Below are 18,927 nucleotides of genomic sequence, written 5' to 3' on the forward strand. Positions count from 1 at the left end.
TCAGTCGGCCGCGACTACGTCAAGCAAACGCCGGACATGCGCCGGGCCGGCCGGCCGGATGCCCGTCGGATTCAACGCCTTGATCGAATAATAGCCTCGCGTGATGTGATCCATGTTCACCGTTTCCGCGACGCCCGGCAGCCGCAGCACGCGTTCCATATGCGCTGAAAGATGCGGGTAATCCGCGATTTGCCGACGGTTGGTCTTGAACAATCCGTGATAGGCCGCGTCGAACCGGATGAGCGTCACGAAGGCACGAATATCGGTTTCGGTCAACTCGTCGCCGAACAGATACGGGCGGTCGTCACCGAGGCGCCTCTCCAATTGGTCCAGCATCGCGAACACCCCATCGACGGCCTCGTCATAGGCCTCTTGGCTGGAGGCGAACCCGGCCTTGTAGACCCCGTTATTGAGGCTTTCGTAAATCTGCCTGTTCAGCACGTCGATCTCGTCGGCCAAAGCGGCGGGATAGAGACGCAGATCGGATGGGGCGATCGCTTCGAAGGCGGTATCAAACATGCGCACGATGTCGGCGCTTTCGTTGTTCACCATGACGCCGCGCTTCATGTCCCACAGCACCGGCACGGTGGCGCGGCCCGAGACAAGCGGGTCAGCGCGAGTGTAGAGTTCATGGATATATTTCGATCCGTAAAGCGGATCCTCATCTGCGCCGGGATAGCCGCCAAATTGCCAGCCCTGATCGGTCAGCGTCGGATTGAGCACCGTGACCGGGATCATATCCTCAAGCCCCTTGAGGCGGCGTGCGATCAGAGTGCGCGAGGCCCAAGGACAGATCAGCGCGACATAGAGCCGATACCGCCCAGCCTCGGCCTCGAAGCCACCCTCGCCCGTGGGGCCGGGGCGTCCGTCGGGGGTGACCCAGTTCCGGAACTCCGAAACCTGGCGTATGAAACGCCCTTGTTCATCAGCCTTCTGGACCGGCTGCCAGTTCTCGACCCATCTTCCATTCACAAGCATGTCTTGTCTCCTTTTTTACTATCAGCTTCGCAAAGCGCATCACTGCGCCAGCGCGAAGGCGGTGCCCCAGGGATCTGAAAAGCGATCGCCGCCAAGGCGCTGTGTGATCGCCTGACGCGCTGTCGGATCGACGCCGAGGGTGATTTCGCTCAGCCCCGCCTCGGACGCGTCCCGCGTCCCGGCCTGGCGGCTGTTCCAGATGTTGCCGGCCAACTGGTGGTGATAACCGCCGCTGCCGTAGAAACTAGCGCCCGGATAGGTCGCCGCGATGTCGAAGCCGAGGGCGTCGCGGTAGAAACGATCCGCCTCTTTCGTGTCGCCGACCTGCAAGTGAACGTGGCCGACGATGCCGCCTATTGGGAAGCCGGTCCATGTCCGGCCCTGCGCCGTACGCATCAGATCCTGAAGGTCCAGCGGGTCCGTGGCCATGCGGATATCGCCGGCGCTATCGCGCCACTGGCTTGGCGGTCTGTCGACATAGACCTCGATGCCATTGCCTTCGGGATCGGCCAGATAGAGCGCTTCGCTGACGATGTGATCCGATGCGCCCTGCAGCCGCACGTCCGTTTCGGCCACATGGCCAAGCCAGCGGGCCAGATCGCCGCGCGAGGGCAGCAGGAAGGCGGTGTGAAACAGCCCTGCCTGTTTGGGATCGCGTGGGCGCAACGCCGGGTCGCCATCAAGATGGAGCAGCGGTGTTTCTTCGGTGCCCAGTGTGACGCTGCTTCCGGCCTCTGCCAGCGGCACCAGCCCCAGAACGTCCTGGTAGAAGGATGAAACGGCATCGAGATCCCGCACCCTGAGCCGAACGGTATCGATGCGGATCGGCGCGGCATTCATATCGAACTTTTCGGTTGAATTGGTCATCGTGAAACCTCTTTGCGGAAGCGTGCGGGGCTGATTGCCCCGCACCATGAGGACGGATCGGATCAGGTCCGGCTGCGCTTGAGTGCATAGGCGCCGTCGCCCAGCAGGGCCTGCACGACCAGTGTGATCGCCCAAAAAGCCGGATACTCCCAGCCGCCGCCTTCATTCGAGAAGAAGAAGCCGGCCGCGCCATGCGGCGCGTAGATCGAGCCGAGCAGGACCGGCACCAGAGCGAGCGACACCCAGCGGCTCCAGACGCCGAGGATCAGCGCCACGCCGCCGGCAAGCTCGGCGGCCATCACGAGATAGGCAAGCGCACCCGGAAAGCCGAGGCTTTCGAAGAAGGCGGCGGTTCCAGCCGGCGTGAAGATCGCCAGTTTCAGCCAGCCATGGGCTATGAACAGTATTCCCAGAGTCACGCGCAGGATTGTGGCTGCCAGATCGGCATTTGCCACGCCGGGGATCACCGGCGATTGGGGGGCGTTTTGAAGGTTTGCGTTGGACATTGTCTTTTTCCTTTGTTCGGGAGGTTGGGTCAGGCGGCAAACTGCCAGCGCGGCGCGATCTCGGTGCCTTTTCCATGCACATAGCCGAACTGGATATTCAGGAAGCCGAGCGGCTCCAGCTGCCGGGCGGTGGACAGGGGGCCGGCATCGACCGGCTCGAATCCGGCCTCTGCGGCCAGCGTTTTCACGGTGTCGCGCGCCGTCTCGTCGTCGGCGGCGACAAAGGTCTGCAATGGCTGACCGTCCAGCTTGAGATCCCCCGCATAGTGCTGGGCGAAGATTGTGTTGAAGGCCTTCACGACGAACGCTCCCGGAACGAGCGCAGCGATCGCCTCGGCGGCCGACGTGGTGGTGCCGAGTTGCAGGGCCGAGAAATCCTCGGTGACGGGGTTGGACACATCGATGACGATCTTGCCGGTGAAGTCTGCCTGGTCGGCGATTTCGGCAGCTGCCCCATAGGGTGTCGCGAAGATAACGATATCGGCCTCAGTCACGGCCTTTGCCACATCGTCGGCGCGACCAAAGGTCCCTACTTCATGTTGTGTTTTGCTCAGGATATTTGCCAGACCGGATCCGACATTGCCGTTACCAATGATTGCGATTTTCATGACTTGTTCCTTTCAGTGCGCGCCTTCAGGCGCTGTTTGATCTGTCAGGAAGATACGCCTTGCCTTTAGGCAATGAAATGGCGACTATGGAGAATGACTATCCACAAAATGTACTAAGTAATTTGCCATGGATATCGTCGATGAACTCCGGGCCTTCGTGGCCACCGCGCAGACGGGCTCGTTCACCGCGGCCGCCCATCAACTGGGCGTGTCGAACCGGCTGACTTCCAAATATGTGGCTGCGCTCGAGCAACGCCTCGGTTCCCGCCTGCTTCAGCGGACAACCCGCAAGGTGGGGCTGACACCGGCGGGTGAGGACCTGATTGCGCGGGCGCCGGCGCTGCTCGATGATCTAGATGAGCTGCTCGGCAGCGTTGCCGAAGGATCGCGCGGCCTGACCGGCGTCATTCGCATCTCGGCTCCTGTAACCTTCGGCGAAGTCTATGTAACGGGGATGTTGGCACGGTTTGCCCGACAAAACCCGGATCTTACACTCGATTTGCGGCTCGATGACCGCTATGTCGATCTGGCCAGCGACGGCTTCGACCTGGCTTTTCGCATCGGCCGGTCCGACATGCTGTCACTCAAGACGCTCAGGCTTGGCACCTTCAGCAGCCTTCTGGTGGCCAGCCCGGACTATGTCCGAGCACACGGAAAGCCCGGCTCACCCGAGGAACTGGCTGACCATACCTGTATAGTGGACACCAACCGGCGGGTTCCGCACAGATGGATCTTCGTCAGGAACGGGGTCGAGACAAATGTTCAGATCCACGGGCGGTTCCAGGTCAACTCCGCGCGCGCGGCCATGGATCTGGCCATCGGCGGCCTTGGGATCGCCAACATTCCGCGCTTCGCCCTGAGCAACGCCATCGAGACCGGATCGTTGGTCCCCTTGCTGGAGGAGTTCGGAGGCGACAGCGGTCCTGTCAGCGCGGCCTATCTCGAGGGCCGGGCCTTGCCCCGCAAGATCCGCGCACTGATCGACTTCGCCGCCGAGGATATTCGGTCTACCACGACCCTCTAGAGCATCGAGCCTTTAACTTGATCCATTTCCTGCTTCGCAGAAGTAATTCCAGCATTCAGGCGGTGTGAACAGATCGCAGACTCCGCGAATGCGTCGAAAATCTGGTCGAATGTTCTGGCCCCTGTCCGTCGCAAGTGCGCCTTGAGTTTCGAGAGCGCCATTTCGATTGGGTTCAAGTAGGGTGAGTACGGCGGCAGATTGTCAATCTGCATCAAAACTGGGTTAGAGCCGATCATCAACGCCGACGGCTCAGTTTGTGAAGGCATCGATAAGGTTGATGACGGACAGGATCTTTCTGGTGTCACGATCAACCCGATAGGCCCGGTTGCCCTCTCGATAATAGCGCCAATCGTCACGCGGTTCTAGATTTAGCCTACGGGGATCGCGGATAACCACGTAGTCACCGATGCGAAGGACATCCCCGATTCTAGAGCCGTAGTGATCATAGGACTTGCGTGCCTGCCCCGGCGGCACACAGGGCGGGTTCTTTTTTGCAAGTCCCGGCGGGCAATGTCCTGCAAATCCGTTGGGGTGATCGCCGCGCGCCTTGCCCTTGCCGTGCCCAGGGTCTGCCGATGCAGGCACGGCGGCCATCGATACGGCTGCAATCGCCATTACGGCCAGTGTTCGAGAAAATCTCATAGCTCGCTCCGTTTCAAGTGTTGTCGGATAGATAGCGCTGAGCACGACAGAAGTCAGGCATAACGAACATCACCAGGCCATAATGCAGCAGAAACGGCGAGCTTCCGCCGGCCTCGTTGCCGCCTGCGAACAACGAAAGGCTGGGTCGATAAGCCTGGACGGCCCGGCCTTGAGCTAAGTCAGTTTAGCATTCGGCATGATGCGGGCAGAGCTGGACCGTGGTGCTCGCGGCCTTAATTGCTTATCTCGGTGCGGTGCTGGAGCCGAAGCCCAATAGCGTGTCCGGTGCAATCATCACGCTTCTTGCGTTGTTCCTGCCTGGCTTTGCGCGAGAACAGGACCGCGCTTGATCTGCTGACAAGCATGCAGGCGTGTCCCGAGTTCGCGTCTTGGGCGCGCAACACGGGCGGATTTTTCGAGGATTGGGGTGATATGCATCGGTTTGCCGACCATCTCATGCTGATGGCGGAATTTCGGCGCATGCCTGGAACGTGACGCAGGAGCGAATGGGAACACAGGTGGCAACGGCGGTTGAGGGCCCGTTGGTTTTGAGAAGGACAGGGTCCGTGCCCAGGAAAAGTGAAAGTGTCCTTCGGGTTTTGTGACTGACGGATGAGGGCCTTTGGGGTCCCTCAGATGGGTCCGGGCCGGATTCCGGTCTGCCGTTCCTGATGAGGGGCATTCCGATGCAAACAGGTGTCTTGCGCGTGTTGCGCGCGACCGCTGCCTCGTGGTGGCGACACAAGGAACTACGCCGAACCGGCCAGACGGGCCAGGCACAGCAGCTCGAGCGCGAGACTGTCCTGCGTGATCTCGGCTATCTGAAGCAGGCGGCGTCATTGCCAAACGCGCATGTGATCTGCGGAGAGGGCGGGACATTCATCTATCTTGGTTGGACCACCGTGTCGAGTTTCGCACCGATCGAGCGCTTTCCCTTGGCCACTCTTGCGGTCGCACGAGGGACCCCGTTCATCGATATCCGACCCGTCACCGATGTCATCGCCTTCGCGAACTTGCCGCGGGTGACGCGGGACGGATCGGTCGACCCTGAACCCTGGGGCCCTGGCAGGTCCGTCTCGCTGACCACCTACAACGACACGGTCGAGGGGCTTGGTGCGAGGATCATCAACGATCCGAGGCCCCGTCAGTCAATCTGATCACCATTCCCTCTCACCAAAACTCGAAAGGAGGCCAGCCATGCCCCGATCCCGCACGCCCAAATTCGATGCCTCCGAGGCCATCACCAACGAAGTCATCCGCATCATCGAGCGCGGCGTCCTGCCGTGGCGCAAGCTCTGGACCGCAGGTGGCAGCTCCCGCCCTCTGCGCGTGGGCGGTGAGCCCTACCAGGGGGTCAACAACTTCCTGCTGACAATGCGCACCGTTCTGGCAGGCCACAGCTCACCCTTCTGGATGACGCTGCCACAGGCGAATGCCTTGGACGCAAAGGTCCGCAAGGGCGAAAAGTCCTCTGTCGTCGTTTATTACGGTCAAAGCCGGAAAGGCGTCGACGGCGAGGACGACCGCAGCGACGGGGATGATCGCTCCGAGGAGGCCCGCATCTTTCGCTTCCAGAAATCCTACCGCGTGTTCAATGCCTGCCAGATCGAGGGCCTGCCCGACAGCTTCTTCCCCGATCCTGAGCCAGCGCCCGAACACCCGCCGTCCGAGCCCATCCCGCATATGCAGGCGTTTTTCGAGGCCATCGACATCACGACCGTCTTCACGGGGACGGAAGCCTACTATCTGCCCCCCGTGGACAAGGTTTACATGCCATCCATCACGCGGTTCCACGACCCACGCAATTTTTACGGGGTCTGGGCCCATGAGCTCGCACATGCCACGAAAGCTCCGCATCGGCTCAACCGCGATTTCGGGCTCTCGAAGTTCGGCAACACCTCCTACGCGCGCGAGGAGATCGTCGCGGAACTGACTTCGGTGTTTCTGGGTCAGACGCTCGGCTTCACGGCGCATACGCTCGAGATGAATGCCGCCTATCTCCACAATTGGTTGCGCGTTCTTCGGTCGGACAAGGGTGCGATCTTCAAGCACGCCGCGGATGCGCAGCGCGCCTGCGACTATCTGATCGCCAGATCGGAGACGGGCGGGGCAGGGCGCAGTGCCGAGGCCGCCTGACCACACGGAGAACGGAGACTCGCATGTCACGCAAGGAACCCAAGACGCTGCGGGTGGCCTGCTTCAAAGACGGCCGCCGCAAGATCATCACCTTCAAACGCGGTGCCTATTGGTGGAGCCAGTCCGAGGGCGCTTATCCGTTCTCGGCAGCGCTCGAGAGCATCACGGACCAGGGCGGCTGGATCGAAACCATCCCCTACCCGAATCACAGACCCAAGGGGCAGTTCGGGTAGGGCACCTTCTCCTTCGGTCCTGCCGCCAGGCGGAAAAGTGAAAGCGGGCTTTGTGAAGGGTGTTTCAACTTCTCAAAGGAATGTCCGATGACCATCACCGCACAACCCCAGCCAGACTGCCCGGATCCGAGTGTGATCGCCGCGCAGAACGACGCGTTTCGCAAGCTCACGTGCCTTGGAGTGCCGCCCGCGCAGCCCATCCAGGGTCGGATGCATGTCACCCGCTCGCTTATGGAGGCCAGCGACGGCTTCATGGCCGAGGCGGTGAAGGCAACCGCCGCGTTTGCCACGTTCGAGCCTGAGAATGACCCTGAAGGCTTTCACGATTTCGGGGCGGTCGAGATCCGTGGCGAGACCGTGTTCTGGAAAATCGATCTCTATGAAGCGGATTCCGATTTCCGCTACGGGGCTGAGACCCCGGACAACCCCGCCACCACCATGCGCGTGCTGACCATCATGCTGGCGCGCGACTGGTAGGGCAGGGGACACCCCATCCTGACATCTGAGACGATGAAGGCCCGCTGCCCCCAAAAAGGCAAAGCGGGCCTTTTGTCGTGGTGATCCCCGAAGCCGGGGATTGGTCACGCCCGCGCGCGCGCGGGCCACACCTCACCCACCTGGAAGGATATCCCATGACCACAAGTTTTGCCCCTCTCACCGTCGCGATTGGCGATCTGACAGCGCATCCGGCCAATGTGCGCAGCAACTCCCCCGAGACCTATGACCCCGAAAACATCGCGCATCTGAAAGCCAGCATCGCGGTTCTGGGTCTGCTCCAACCGCTGCTCGTCCAGAAGCTCGACGGCAAATACGCTGTGCTCGCCGGCGGCCGACGCCATGCCGCGCTGAAGGAACTGGTCGCGGACAAGGCAGCCAAAGAATTTGCCGCAAAGACCAAGGTGGACTGCCGCCTTGTGCCGGAGGACTGTGACGTCACCACGGCGCTGTCGCTCGCCGAGAACGTCACGCAGGCGCCGATGAACGCAATCGACGAGTTCGAGGCTTTCGCGCGGATGATGGAGCTCGACGGACAGACGCCGGAGACGATCGCCAAGACTTTCGGTACCACGGTGGCAGCTGTCAAAGGCCGGTTGCGCTACGGGCTGATCCACCCCGACATCCGCGCCGCAGCCCGGGCCAAGGTGATCACGCTCGATACGATGAAGGCTTTTGCCGAGCACCCCAGCCAGGAGGTGCAGCGCGAGGTCTATGAGGCGCTCACCAAGGACGGTGGCTATCTGCAGGCCTATACCGTCCGGCAGGCACTCAAATCCCGCGGTGTGCAGGTCAGCGACGATATCGGGGCCTTCGTGCGCGCGGACTACGAGGAACGCGGCGGCGCCGTCGCGGCCGATCTTCTGGAGGACCATTCCGTTCTCGAGGATGCGGCGCTGGTCGAGACCATCCTGCTCGAGAAGCTCGGGGCCGCCGCCGAAGAGGCCCGTATGAGGCTGGGCTTTGCCTGGGCCGATGCGATGGTCCGCTATGATTACACGACCATGGCCGAGTATGGCCGCGTCTATCCCGGCCCCGTTGAGCCCGACGAGGCCGCCCAGAAACGCATCGATGAGATCACCGCTGAGCTCGAGAAACTGCAGCTCGAGATGGAGGATGAGGGGCTCGAGGACGGTGCCTACAACGCCATTTACGACCGCGTGGACGCCTTGGAAGAGGAAGCCCGCGATCTGCAGGAGGCCTACAGCGCCGAGGATCTCGCCCGCGCCGGGGTTATCGCGTCCTGGTCGGGCGGGCAAGTGACCCTCCATGTGGGCCTCGTGCGCCCGGAGGACATCGTGAAACAGGAGGGCGTTCGTGGTTCCTCGGCCAACACGTGCGGGGAGGAAGCCCCGCACGCAGGCGAAATTACCTACCCGGCCTCGCTGGCTGAGGACCTCAAGACCGAGCGGGCCATGGCTCTTGGCGCCGCGATGGCGCTGCATCCGGAGGCCACGCTTGATCTGACGCTCTTCAAGCTGGTCAGTGACGTTCTGGCCAGTGGAATGAGTGTCACGCAGGCGATCAAGATCGATGCCCGCAAGGAATACCGCAGCCATGCCAAGATCGACGAGATCGACGAGACCTCCCTCGATCAGGTGGCGGCGGCGCATGATGCGCTTGATCTCTTGTGGCTCGATGACACCCGCGCGCCCGCCGATCAGTTCGCGGCGTTTCGCGCGCTGGAGGCCGGCGAGAAGGCCAAGCTCGTCGCCTTTGCAACCGCCAGCACAACGCAGTCCTGCTTCGCGCGGGACCGCCAGCGCGACAGCCTGATGCATGCGTTCGAGATCGAGGTCATGCCCGACATCCGCGCCCACTGGACGCCGAATGCGGCGCTCTTCAACCGCTTCAAGAAGGCTTGGCTCCTGAAGATCCTCGGCGAGGATCTGGGTCTCGCCCAGGAGGCGGTGACGCTGGCCTCATCCAGCAAGAAGGAAATCGTCGCCTTCTGCGACAAGCTCTTCGCCGAACCCTTCGCCACACTCACGGACGCGCAGCGCGCTGCCGTGGCCGCCTGGTGCCCGCCGATGATGCAGACCGCCGGTGTCGCGTTTGATGAGGCGGAGCCCACTGCGGAAACCCCGGAGCCTGACAGCGAGGTCGCACAAGCGGCCTGAGCAACCACGCGACCCGCGCGTGGACCATGCCGCCCGTGCGGGTCGACCCCCTCAAACTCTATGGAAAGACATCCCCATGGCTATTCTCAAGTTTTCTGCGTCCGCTGTCGCGACGCAGATCGCTCATGCGCGCGCCTGCCAGACCTTCCTGCCCAACTGGAACGGACCCGTGGACAGACCCGCCTTGATCCTCATCGTCGGCAATGGTGTGCATCTGCGCTCGAACGGCATCGATTGCACGACCACCCGTATCGTCACCACCGAACAGGCCGATCCATCCTTCGCCTTCGCCGACGGCATGAATCCGTTCCGGGACACCGACTGGATGGCGCAGCGCCGCATGGCGTTCCGCGATCTGACCGGCCAGTTCTACACCGACATCCTCGACGATGTGCAGGTGCTCATCGACCGGGGGCGGGGCGCGATCCGGCTCGCCACCGATGGCCACAGTATCTGCGTCTTCGTGAGCCGGGCCTCGGACTATCTCATCGGCGGCACCTTCCGGGTCATCCTCAAGGATGCCTGCGATACCTTCGCAATCGTTCAGAACTGCGGCAATTCGGCGTTTTGGGAATACGAAGAAGAAGATGCAGCACCAATGTCCCGAGAGCGCGCAGCGCGGCAGGGTATTGGTGCTTCAAATCATTCCCATAAACGTTGCGAGGATTTCGACGCCATGCAGCCCTACCGCGTGCCGCTCGATGCGCTGATGGAAATCGATGACCGGAGGGCGGCGTAACGCGCCCTTTCTCAAACAAGCATCGCCAATACCCTGCCGGGCCTGCGGCCCTCTCGGGACATTGGCGACAACAGTTTTCCAAACGAGAGAAAGGACTCTGAAATGGGTTGGCTCTTCTACACCGACGGCCGCGTCCAGACCTACGCGGATGAGAAAGCGGAGATTGCTCGGCTGTGCACCTTCGAGGGCGAAAGGCGCAAGACGGAACTGGTCAAAGCCTGCAAGGTGGGTTCGACTTGGTACGCGGCGGCAAAGGTCACAAATATCGACGGCACCCCTGTCGAAGACACGACCTATGTCACCGATGCGGATGGCTCCATCACTTTCGCCGCCGTATTCCTTACCCGATATGATGACGGCTGCTGGGGCTACAAGGACATGGAGGAAAGCGCTGGCCCGAACGAGGCTCGCGCGCCCCTTGGGCTGATCGAACTTCTCTCCGACTTGAAAGACCCGGACAGCTACGCCCAGGACTGGCGTCAGCGCTGCCGGAATTGGGCTGCGATCCCGGACTACGAGGAAGGCGACAAGATCAGGCTCGCCACGCCCGTGACGCTCACCGATGGCAGTACATGCCAGATCGTCACCGCGACGTACTACAAGCGGGGGCGGCAAAAACGCCGCTGCTACCGCATCGAGGAAACCGGTGGGCTCGTACGCCTGTCGAAGGCCTCGCTTGCGGGCTCAGAGCTGCTCAGCTCCGCAAAGGGCGCGGCCAGTCCTGTGCTGGCGGAATTCCTAGCGGGGCGGGACGCTTAGGGGCGCACTGCGAGTAGTGCGCGCACCGTCTCGATTTCCAGCACCCAGTTGCTGGTCGTTTCGTTGCGCCATCTTATGCAGCGGATGATCCGATCAAAATCATCCTGAAGGGCGCGCGGAAAAACAGGCTCATGGTGTGCGATTCTGTTGCGGAGCCTCCTCACGGCTTCAATGTTAGACCTTAATTCAGATCGGCGCTGGCTGGCAGCGACACCACGAGGCGCGTCCGGAAACACTGCGTAGAAATGATCGTCCCACAGTCTGCCTTGGTGCCTGTTTGTCAGCATCTTCTCCCAAAACACGAACTTCAGTTCGGCGACGACCTTTCCGGCAGTGGGTTGCTGTGCTGCGCAACCTTCGAGGTCTCGTTTGGGGCTGTATGCCGGACCGCGCGGGTTCGGTAACGAACGGATGAAGCCTTGTGTCCAAGGCCATGTTCCTCCATGGACAGCTTCGATTGCTTCCACGATCGCGTTTCGCAGCGCAACTTCCAAAACATGGAGTGGAACCATGAACGCGGCTGATACTTGAAGATTCCAGTGGTATAGGTGGAGAGCTCGCGTCCTATCATTGCCGGTTTCGCGCAGATAGGTCGCAAACCTAGGTGCGGATAGGACGTTCGGAAGGTGGTGTTCTTCATCAGCCGTGAACGGTGGATACATTGACAGTAAAGACTTTCGGTGCCATATAGAGCGTGAGCTTTGAGATTGCGGGCACTATGCCTCCCCTCATTGCACAAAGAAAGCAAAAGCCCGTCGCATTGCGGCGGGTTTTTCAGTTTTCTAATCCAACTCCGAAAAACCGTTTGATTGGCCGGCCGTAGATTGGATGCCTCTTGGTCTGAGCTCATCATCCCGAAAAGCGAAAGCGGGCTTTTTGTCCTTTGGAACTCAGACCCTGATCCAAAGGAAACCCCCATGTCCAAGCCCAAACCGGCAAAAACGGCTCTCTCAATCTCCGACACTGACCTCGCCTCTGCCCTCGTGCAGATCGGTGCGGAGGTCGACCACCAACCCCTGCGCAGCTCAGCGCTGGCGCGCATCATGCGCGAGACGTTTCATGGCAGTGATGCCGGGGGCGCCTGGGACTGGCGCATAGCCTATGACATGATGCAGGCTGCGGCCATCCAGGTGCTGCTGGGTGGGGACGGCGCGGCAGGTGACATCGCCGCTGCAAAGCTCCTTGCCTCACGGCTTCTCACGGAAACGCGCCGGTCAGAGCAGCAGATCCGGCTGCAGCAGTTTTCCACGCCGCTGCCATTTGCGGCGCTGGTCTTGCGGGCTGCGGCGATCCGCAAGGGCGAGACCGTTCTGGAGCCCTCGGCTGGCACCGGTGCCCTGGCTGCTTTCGCTGCCCAAACCGGTGCCACGGTTGTGCTCAATGAGATCGACCCCTTTCGCCAGCGCCTCCTGCGCGCGGTTTTCGGCGGCGAGGTGACGGGCCATGACGGCGAGCATATCGACGATCTGCTGCAGTCGCCGGTTCTACCCGACGTCGTGGTGATGAACCCGCCCTTCGCCTCCTCGGTCGATCGCTCCCGAGACAAGCACATCGCCGCCAAACATCTCGTCGCGGCTGCAAAGCGTCTGGCACCAGGTGGGCGCCTGGTGGCGATCATGCCGCCGGGATTCGCGCCCGAACGCGATGCCGCGCATTGGTCACGCGCCTGCGGTCTCCTGACGCCGCGCTTGGCGTTGACGATGCCGGGGCAGGTCTACCGCAAGCTCGGCACCTCTGTCGAAACCCAGCTGATGGTCTTCGACAAGGTGCAGGAGGACGGCGAAATGATCCGCGTCCCTGTGCGGGATCTGGATGAAGCCTTGGCATATGTCGATGCTGTGGCCTCAACCCGGACGGAGATGCGCCCCGTACAACAGGCAGCGGCGATCCCTAACGGGCGGCTGACCGTTCCATCCTCTGCTCCGCGCAAGACCGCCGCTGCGCCTGTCGCCGCCTCCAAGCCTCGGGCCAATGCCGTTGTCCCGCTAACTTTCACGAGCTTTGATATCCCGCGCGACAACACGCCCATCTCGGACATCTATGCGCGCTACCGTCCGCAACGGATCGAGATCGCGGGTGCGCAGGAACATCCCACCCCGCTCGTCGAGAGCATCGCCATGGCCTCGGTTGCCCCGCCCATGCCCTCAAATACGGGTCGTGATGACTTGCGCCTGCCCGCACGGTTGGTCGAGGAGGGTCACCTCTCCGAGGCGCAGCTGGAAACCATCATCATGGCGCATGACGCCCATGGGCGCGACCTGCCCGGTCGGTTTACCATCGATGACGACCAGACCAAGCTGACGCGCGCCGATGATGACCCGGATGCACGTGCCTATCGCCTTGGCTATTTCCTCGGCGACGGCACCGGTTGCGGCAAGGGGCGCGAATGCGCGGGGCTCATCCTTGTCAACTGGCTGGCCGGGCGCAGGAAGGCGATCTGGGTCTCCAAATCCGCCACGCTCATCGAGGACGCCATCCGCGACTGGACCGATCTCGGCGGCTCGCCCGCCGACATCCAGCCGGTCTCCAAGTGGAAACCGGACCAGTCCATCCCGATGGGCGACGGCATCCTATTTGTCACCTACGCCACGCTGCGGTCCGCGGGCAAATGCGGCACCACGCGACTGAGCCAGATCCTCGCCTGGATGGGCGAAGACTTTGAAGGCGTGCTGGCCTTTGATGAGGCCCATGCCATGCAGAACGCGGCCGGGTCCGAGCAGGGCAGGGGGGTCAAACCCTCCCAGCAGGGCCTTGCTGGCCTCCGGCTGCAACTGGCAGCACCCCGCGCTCGCGTCTTCTACATCTCGGCCACGGGTGCGACGAGCGTCCACAACCTCGCCTATGCCGCGCGGCTGGGGCTCTGGGGGCAGGGCCCCGAATACCCCTTCCCAAGCCGCGAGAGCTTCGTTTCTGCGATGGAAGCCGGCGGCGTGGCTGCCATGGAGGTGGTCGCGCGCGATCTCAAGACGCTCGGGCTCTACACGGCGCGTGCCCTCAGTTTTGATGGGGTGGAGTATGACGTGCTCGAACACGCGCTGACCCCGGCCCAGATCGAGATCTACGACGCATACGCGGGTGCTTTTCGGATGATCCACCACAATCTCGAAGCGGCGCTGACTGCGACCGGCGTCAACGACGCCTCGGGGGAAACTAATGCGTCGGCCGCACGCGCCTCGGCCAAGTCCCGCTTCGAGAGCACGAAGCAGCGCTTCTTCAACCATCTCCTGATGGGCATGAAAGCCCCGACCATCATCCGTGCGATCAAGGACGACCTGGCGGCAGGCAATGCTTGCGTCATCCAGGTTGTCTCGACAGGCGAGAGCCTGCTGAAGCGTCGGCTTGAGGCGATGGACCCGGAGGATGAACTCGTCGAGGGTGCCTTGACGCCGCGCGACTATGTTCTGGGCTACCTCGAACAGGCCTTCCCGATCCATGCGCAAAAGCTCGTGGAGATCGACGGCAATATGGTGGCGGAACCCTTGCGGGATGAGACCGGGGCGCTCGTTGTCTCGCGCGAGGCGCTCGCTTTGCGTGACGCGGCCATGATGGAATTGATGACGCTGGCGCCGATCCCCTCGGCGCTCGATCAGATCCTCTGGGCATTTGGCGATGAGGCCGTGGCAGAAGTCACGGGGCGGTTCATCCGGCCACTCAAGGCCGAGGATGGCCATCTCTTCATCGAGAAGCGCAGCGCCAGCAGCAATTCGTCCGAGACCCAAGCCTTCATGGACGGCGAAAAGGATATCCTGATCTTCTCCGACGCGGGCGGTACGGGCCGGTCCTATCACGCGGCGCAAACGGCGAAGAACCAGAAACGGCGGCGGCACTACCTGCTGGAGCCCGGCTGGCGCGCCGATGCGGCCATCCAGGGGCTGGGCCGTACGCATCGCTCGGCTCAGGTCAGCGCGCCCTTCTTCCGGGTCTGCACCTCGGATGTGCATGGCGAAAAACGCTTCACCTCGACTATAGCCAAGCGCCTCGATCAGCTGGGGGCCCTGACCAAGGGTCAGCGCGAGACCGGCTCGCAGGGCATGTTCCGCGAGGAGGACAATCTGGAAAGCCCGATCGCACGGGCCGCGCTGCGCGGGTATTTCGCCGATCTTGCCGCCGGGCGGGCCGAGGCGATGAGCTACGAGAGCTTCACCGACTGGACGGCCTTGCGGCTGATCGACAAGGATGGGGTGCTCCTTGAGGAGCTTCCCCCGATCCAGCGGTTTCTGAACCGGGTTCTGGCCCTGCCCATCCACATGCAGAACGCGCTCTTTGCCGAGTTCATGCGCCGGATTGCCGATCAGACTGAACGGGCGCGTGCGGCGGGCACGCTCGATCTCGGCGTGGAAACCCTGCGTGGCGAAAGGATCGAACAGGTCTCCACGGAAGATCTCTGGACCTGCCCGAAATCTGGCGCGGTGACGCGGATCATCGGGCTTGAGGTGACCGACCCAGTGCATTTCCTGGGCGCCGAAGAGGCCATGTCGCGCAATCCCGACAAGCTGCCGATGGTCAACCGAGCGTCTGGCCGCGCGGCGCTCATCTCGGCGCGGCCCATGCAGATGTATGACGAGGATATCGTCACGCTCATGCGCAAGGCGGTGCGGCCCAATGGCTCCAGCTACCTCGAAGAGACGCGCTTCGAGTCCTCGGCCTGGGAAGACATCGGAAGGCCCGAGTTTGCAGGACTTTGGGATGCCGAGGCCGCATCCCTGCCCAAGACCACCACGACCAAGCTCTACCTGTTGACAGGACTGCTGTTGCCGATCTGGAAGGACATCCCGACCACCAATGAACGCATCTACAGGGTCACGCCGGACGGGGCGACAGCGATGATCGGGCGCACGCTGAGCGAAGAAGGGGCGGCCGCGCTGCGCGCCCGCTTCCTCGTCTCAAACCCGCAAACACCGCAGGAGATGTTGACCGCTGCGCTCGGCGCCACGGCGCCGGTCGATCTGGGCCAGGGTCTCACCCTGACCCGTCGCCGGGTCGCAGGCGAGATGCGTCTCGAGCTGGGCGGTGCGGATCGGGGCATGATTGAAGGTCTCAAGGCCATGGGGTGTTTCACGGAGATCATCGCCTTCCAGTTGCGGGTGTTCCTGCCGCATGGGGATGGGATCGACACATTGGGCATCCTCTCCCGGATTGTTGGAACCGGACCAGACGCCACGCGGGACGTAACTTCAGTGGCAGCAGAATAGGCGAGGGGACGATCATGACACTCGAAGAGATCAAAGCCGCCATCGATGCCGGTCGGACCGTGCATTGGGCCAACACCGGCTACCGCGTGCACAAGGACAGCCTCGGCCAATACCTGATTACGTTTGAGCCGAACGGCAGCACCATCGGGCTGACCGACCGGAGCGGGCAGCGGTTGAACGGGGAGGAAGCAGAGTTCTTTATCGCTGGACCGGAGGGTGGCGACGAGAAGAGCCAGGACAGCCAACTGAGAGCAGACGGGCAGGGGAGGGGCGTCGTACCCGGCGGGGAGGTGGCAGAATCTCTCAGGCGACAGCGCTGAACTGAAGGTTGGGAAGAAAGGAAAGCGAGCTTTCTGGTTTGTGATCCCAGGAGGGGTCGAAAAAGCAATCCCGGATGCGCTGGCAAGGACGTCAGGCACCGGCCAATCCAAAAGGAAACATCCCATGTTCGCAGGAACCCTCACCCGCAATGTCGAGACCGCAGCCGCTCAGTACACCGGCATGATCCACTCGACGCGCTTTGACATCGCCATCCAGTTGGAGGCGCGGGCCAAGATGTCCGAACGCAGCCCGGATTTTGACGTGACGGCAGTCAACAAATCAGGCCGCAAGGTGCGCATCGGCACGGCCTGGAACGAGACCGGCAACACCAGCGGCAACCCCTACATCTCGATGCAGATCGATGTCGGCTTGGGCCCCTTCCGGGTCAACGCGGTGCAGACGAAAGAGGCGCGCGCGGCCCAAAGCGGCGAATTCGAGATCATCCCTCTGGTCTCGAACGGCCTGATGAAATCCGGCTCGATCTCGGGGGAGCTCACCGCCATGGACGCCGACAACGCCTTCACCGGCTACATCGCCAACATGATGTTCGATCTGGAGTTCATGCTGATCGAGAACAGCTACAAATCCGAGGAAACCCACCCCGATTACCGTATCGAGGTCAGCTCGCCCCGGGGCACACCGATCCGCGTCGGCTCGGCCTGGATGGCGAAAAGCAGCCGCACGGGCAATGACTACCTGTCGCTGCTGATCAACACGCCCGATGGCGACCTGCGCGTGAACGCCGTGCAGAACGAAGAGCAGCGCGGCGGGCAGGCCTTCTCCATCATCCCGTTCATCGACAGCGGTGAGCAGCCGCAGGACGCAGGCACGGGGCTGTCGTTGGTCGCCTAATTGGCACGCGAGGGCGAGACGATCTGAACCCAAAGGGGAGCCGTGGGATCACGGTTCCCCTTTTTCCATGTTTGGCTGCATGACGGGCGCCATCTGCTTGCGATCTGCTGAATATGATATACGATAATATATTATCGAATGGACGAAGGTAGGCGCATGGTGGCGAGACTGGGAAAAGCTCCGTGGTTCGAGAGCTTTGATGTAGAAGCAGAGGTTGCAGAGCTTCTTGCTCATATCGAGCGTTGCACCGGATTTGCGCTGCTTGACCGCAAGCGTGATGTCATCATGATCCATGCAAGGGCAAAGCTCGACAGGACAAGGCAGGCATTTCTGGAGGCCAAGGCGGCGGGAAAGCCGGTGTCCACATCGCGGCGTGCGTATCTGACCGAAGTTCAGGACACGATCTTCATGGCGATCCCGGAGGAGAACCTCGCGCGGATGCCGCTGCGCGAGCAGGTTCTCAACGACCCGTCATTTTACGCGGATGCCATGCACCGCGCCGCTGCGATTAGCGAGGATGAGCTTTTCATGGCGCTGTCATCTTCGCTGAAAGACATGACAGTCCAAGACGCCCGCGCGTTCGTCTCGAAGCTTTGGCACGGCACGATCGATGACAATGCCCGCAAATACGCCGAAGCCCTGAAGCGCCCCGAGCGTGAAATCATGCCCCTACGGCCTCGGAACTCACTGTAGAATCGACGCTGCTATCTTGGGTTGGGCTGTGGTCACGTTGGCCGCCCTGACTTCCGGTCCCGCAGCCGCATCCCCGGTACCGCGCGAAAGCCTTTGAAGGCATTGCCAAGTTGTCTACTGTCGTCGCCATGACGAACAGGTATCACATGCGCGCTTTCTTGGGGCGCACCGCGGCGCTTGCGGCTTTTGTCGCGCTGCTCTGGGCGGTTCAGGTCGTCAATTGGATCACCGGCTACGGTTTGAACCCGGCCTTCGGCTTGATCCCCCGTCACGTCAGCGGATTGGATGGTGTCATCGCCATGCCCCTCCTGCATGGAAGCTTCGCGCATCTTATGGCCAATACGCCGCCGCTTCTGGTGATGGGTGGTCTGCTGGTGGCAACGACCACGCGGGCCTTGTTGCCGGTGAACGCCGTGGTGATCGGCCTCGGCGGCGCTCTCGTCTGGCTGTTCGGAAGCTCCGCCATCCATATCGGTGCGTCAGGGCTGGTCTTCGGCTGGTTTGGCTTCCTCGTCGCGCGCGGCTTCGTGGATCGCTCATTGATCACGCTGGGCGCGGCACTGGTGGTCGGTGTCCTCTATGGCTCAATTCTCTGGGGCGTTCTTCCGGGCCAACCCGGCGTCTCGTGGGAGGCGCATCTCTTCAGCGCCATCGCGGGCGCGGCCGCTGCAGCCCTTGTCCGGACGCATGTCCATGTGCCGCGCCTCGGCGGTGTCGATCTGGACTGAAGCGGGCCACTCGACCCAAAGTAGCCAGTTGTTT

At 62.2% G+C, this 18,927-nt stretch carries 19 protein-coding genes and 1 pseudogene; 13 read left to right on the forward strand and 7 right to left on the reverse strand.

The genetic code is table 11. From position 1 onward, the window contains the following. The 4 genes from G8E03_RS16145 to G8E03_RS16160 form a co-directional block, all read right to left on the reverse strand. Positions 1-978 (reverse strand): glutathione S-transferase family protein, encoded by a 978-nt coding sequence (locus G8E03_RS16145; RefSeq protein ID WP_166195033.1) that lies wholly within the window; start codon positions 976-978, stop codon positions 1-3. Positions 979-1,017: 39 nt separating this feature from the next. Beyond that, a complete protein-coding gene (locus G8E03_RS16150; protein WP_166195036.1) occupies positions 1,018-1,845 on the reverse strand; it encodes a VOC family protein in 828 nt (275 codons plus the stop codon). Between the two features lie 62 nt (positions 1,846-1,907). Further along, on the reverse strand, positions 1,908-2,351 hold the full coding sequence (locus tag G8E03_RS16155; protein WP_120352572.1) for a DoxX family protein: 444 nt from the start codon (positions 2,349-2,351) through the stop codon (positions 1,908-1,910). Positions 2,352-2,380: 29 nt separating this feature from the next. Then, complete coding sequence (locus G8E03_RS16160; RefSeq protein WP_166195039.1) at positions 2,381-2,959, reverse strand: NADPH-dependent F420 reductase; 579 nt, start codon at positions 2,957-2,959, stop codon at positions 2,381-2,383. A gap of 127 nt (positions 2,960-3,086) precedes the next feature. Here G8E03_RS16160 and G8E03_RS16165 point away from each other — a divergent pair, with 127 nt between their 5' ends. Further along, positions 3,087-3,983 carry a LysR family transcriptional regulator gene (locus G8E03_RS16165; protein ID WP_166195042.1) on the forward strand — a complete coding sequence of 299 codons (897 nt, stop codon included), beginning with the start codon at positions 3,087-3,089 and terminating at the stop codon, positions 3,981-3,983. 12 nt (positions 3,984-3,995) lie between these two features. Here G8E03_RS16165 and G8E03_RS16170 read toward each other — a convergent pair. Continuing rightward, positions 3,996-4,180: pseudogene (locus G8E03_RS16170) on the reverse strand (IS630-like element ISSpo6 family transposase); the annotation flags it as partial. 52 nt (positions 4,181-4,232) lie between these two features. Further along, positions 4,233-4,598, reverse strand: coding sequence for a hypothetical protein (locus tag G8E03_RS16175; protein ID WP_240910507.1), 366 nt, complete (start codon positions 4,596-4,598; stop codon positions 4,233-4,235). Between the two features lie 713 nt (positions 4,599-5,311). On the opposite strand from G8E03_RS16175, the gene G8E03_RS16185 reads away from it, so the two are divergent. The 7 genes from G8E03_RS16185 (at position 5,312) to G8E03_RS16215 (ending at position 11,107) form a co-directional block, all read left to right on the forward strand. Continuing rightward, the gene (locus G8E03_RS16185) at positions 5,312-5,782 is read left to right on the forward strand and encodes a hypothetical protein (protein ID WP_240910508.1); all 471 of its coding nucleotides are present in this window, start codon (positions 5,312-5,314) and stop codon (positions 5,780-5,782) included. 40 nt (positions 5,783-5,822) lie between these two features. Further along, complete coding sequence (locus tag G8E03_RS16190; protein ID WP_166195048.1) at positions 5,823-6,761, forward strand: ArdC family protein; 939 nt, start codon at positions 5,823-5,825, stop codon at positions 6,759-6,761. Between the two features lie 23 nt (positions 6,762-6,784). Next, positions 6,785-6,994, forward strand: coding sequence for a DUF6330 family protein (locus G8E03_RS16195; RefSeq protein ID WP_166195051.1), 210 nt, complete (start codon positions 6,785-6,787; stop codon positions 6,992-6,994). 87 nt (positions 6,995-7,081) lie between these two features. After that, a complete protein-coding gene (locus tag G8E03_RS16200; protein ID WP_166195054.1) occupies positions 7,082-7,471 on the forward strand; it encodes a DUF3768 domain-containing protein in 390 nt (129 codons plus the stop codon). A gap of 155 nt (positions 7,472-7,626) precedes the next feature. Further along, positions 7,627-9,609 carry a ParB/RepB/Spo0J family partition protein gene (locus G8E03_RS16205; RefSeq protein WP_166195057.1) on the forward strand — a complete coding sequence of 661 codons (1,983 nt, stop codon included), beginning with the start codon at positions 7,627-7,629 and terminating at the stop codon, positions 9,607-9,609. Between the two features lie 76 nt (positions 9,610-9,685). Then, positions 9,686-10,348, forward strand: coding sequence for a regulator (locus G8E03_RS16210; protein ID WP_166195352.1), 663 nt, complete (start codon positions 9,686-9,688; stop codon positions 10,346-10,348). Between the two features lie 102 nt (positions 10,349-10,450). Continuing rightward, positions 10,451-11,107: a DUF6927 domain-containing protein gene (locus G8E03_RS16215; RefSeq protein ID WP_150282765.1), complete on the forward strand. Its 657-nt coding sequence runs from the start codon at positions 10,451-10,453 to the stop codon at positions 11,105-11,107. Here G8E03_RS16215 and G8E03_RS16220 read toward each other — a convergent pair. Then, positions 11,104-11,619, reverse strand: coding sequence for a hypothetical protein (locus tag G8E03_RS16220; RefSeq protein ID WP_240910509.1), 516 nt, complete (start codon positions 11,617-11,619; stop codon positions 11,104-11,106). The genes G8E03_RS16215 and G8E03_RS16220 overlap by 4 nt on opposite strands. Before the next feature lie 405 nt (positions 11,620-12,024). On the opposite strand from G8E03_RS16220, the gene G8E03_RS16225 reads away from it, so the two are divergent. The 5 genes from G8E03_RS16225 to G8E03_RS16245 all read left to right on the forward strand — a co-directional run bounded on the left by G8E03_RS16225 (position 12,025) and on the right by G8E03_RS16245 (position 18,893). Further along, positions 12,025-16,299, forward strand: a complete 4,275-nt coding sequence (locus tag G8E03_RS16225) for a strawberry notch-like NTP hydrolase domain-containing protein (RefSeq protein WP_166195063.1) — start codon at positions 12,025-12,027, stop codon at positions 16,297-16,299. 14 nt (positions 16,300-16,313) lie between these two features. Further along, positions 16,314-16,619 carry a hypothetical protein gene (locus tag G8E03_RS16230; RefSeq protein WP_166195066.1) on the forward strand — a complete coding sequence of 102 codons (306 nt, stop codon included), beginning with the start codon at positions 16,314-16,316 and terminating at the stop codon, positions 16,617-16,619. Between the two features lie 124 nt (positions 16,620-16,743). Further along, positions 16,744-17,472 (forward strand): DUF736 family protein, encoded by a 729-nt coding sequence (locus tag G8E03_RS16235; protein WP_093362910.1) that lies wholly within the window; start codon positions 16,744-16,746, stop codon positions 17,470-17,472. Positions 17,473-17,628: 156 nt separating this feature from the next. After that, positions 17,629-18,165, forward strand: a complete 537-nt coding sequence (locus G8E03_RS16240) for a hypothetical protein (RefSeq protein WP_240910510.1) — start codon at positions 17,629-17,631, stop codon at positions 18,163-18,165. Between the two features lie 146 nt (positions 18,166-18,311). Further along, complete coding sequence (locus G8E03_RS16245; RefSeq protein WP_240910511.1) at positions 18,312-18,893, forward strand: rhomboid family intramembrane serine protease; 582 nt, start codon at positions 18,312-18,314, stop codon at positions 18,891-18,893. Positions 18,894-18,927: the final 34 nt, after the last annotated feature.

The organism is Pontivivens nitratireducens (assembly GCF_011290545.1).
Lineage (GTDB): Bacteria > Pseudomonadota > Alphaproteobacteria > Rhodobacterales > Rhodobacteraceae > Pontivivens > Pontivivens nitratireducens.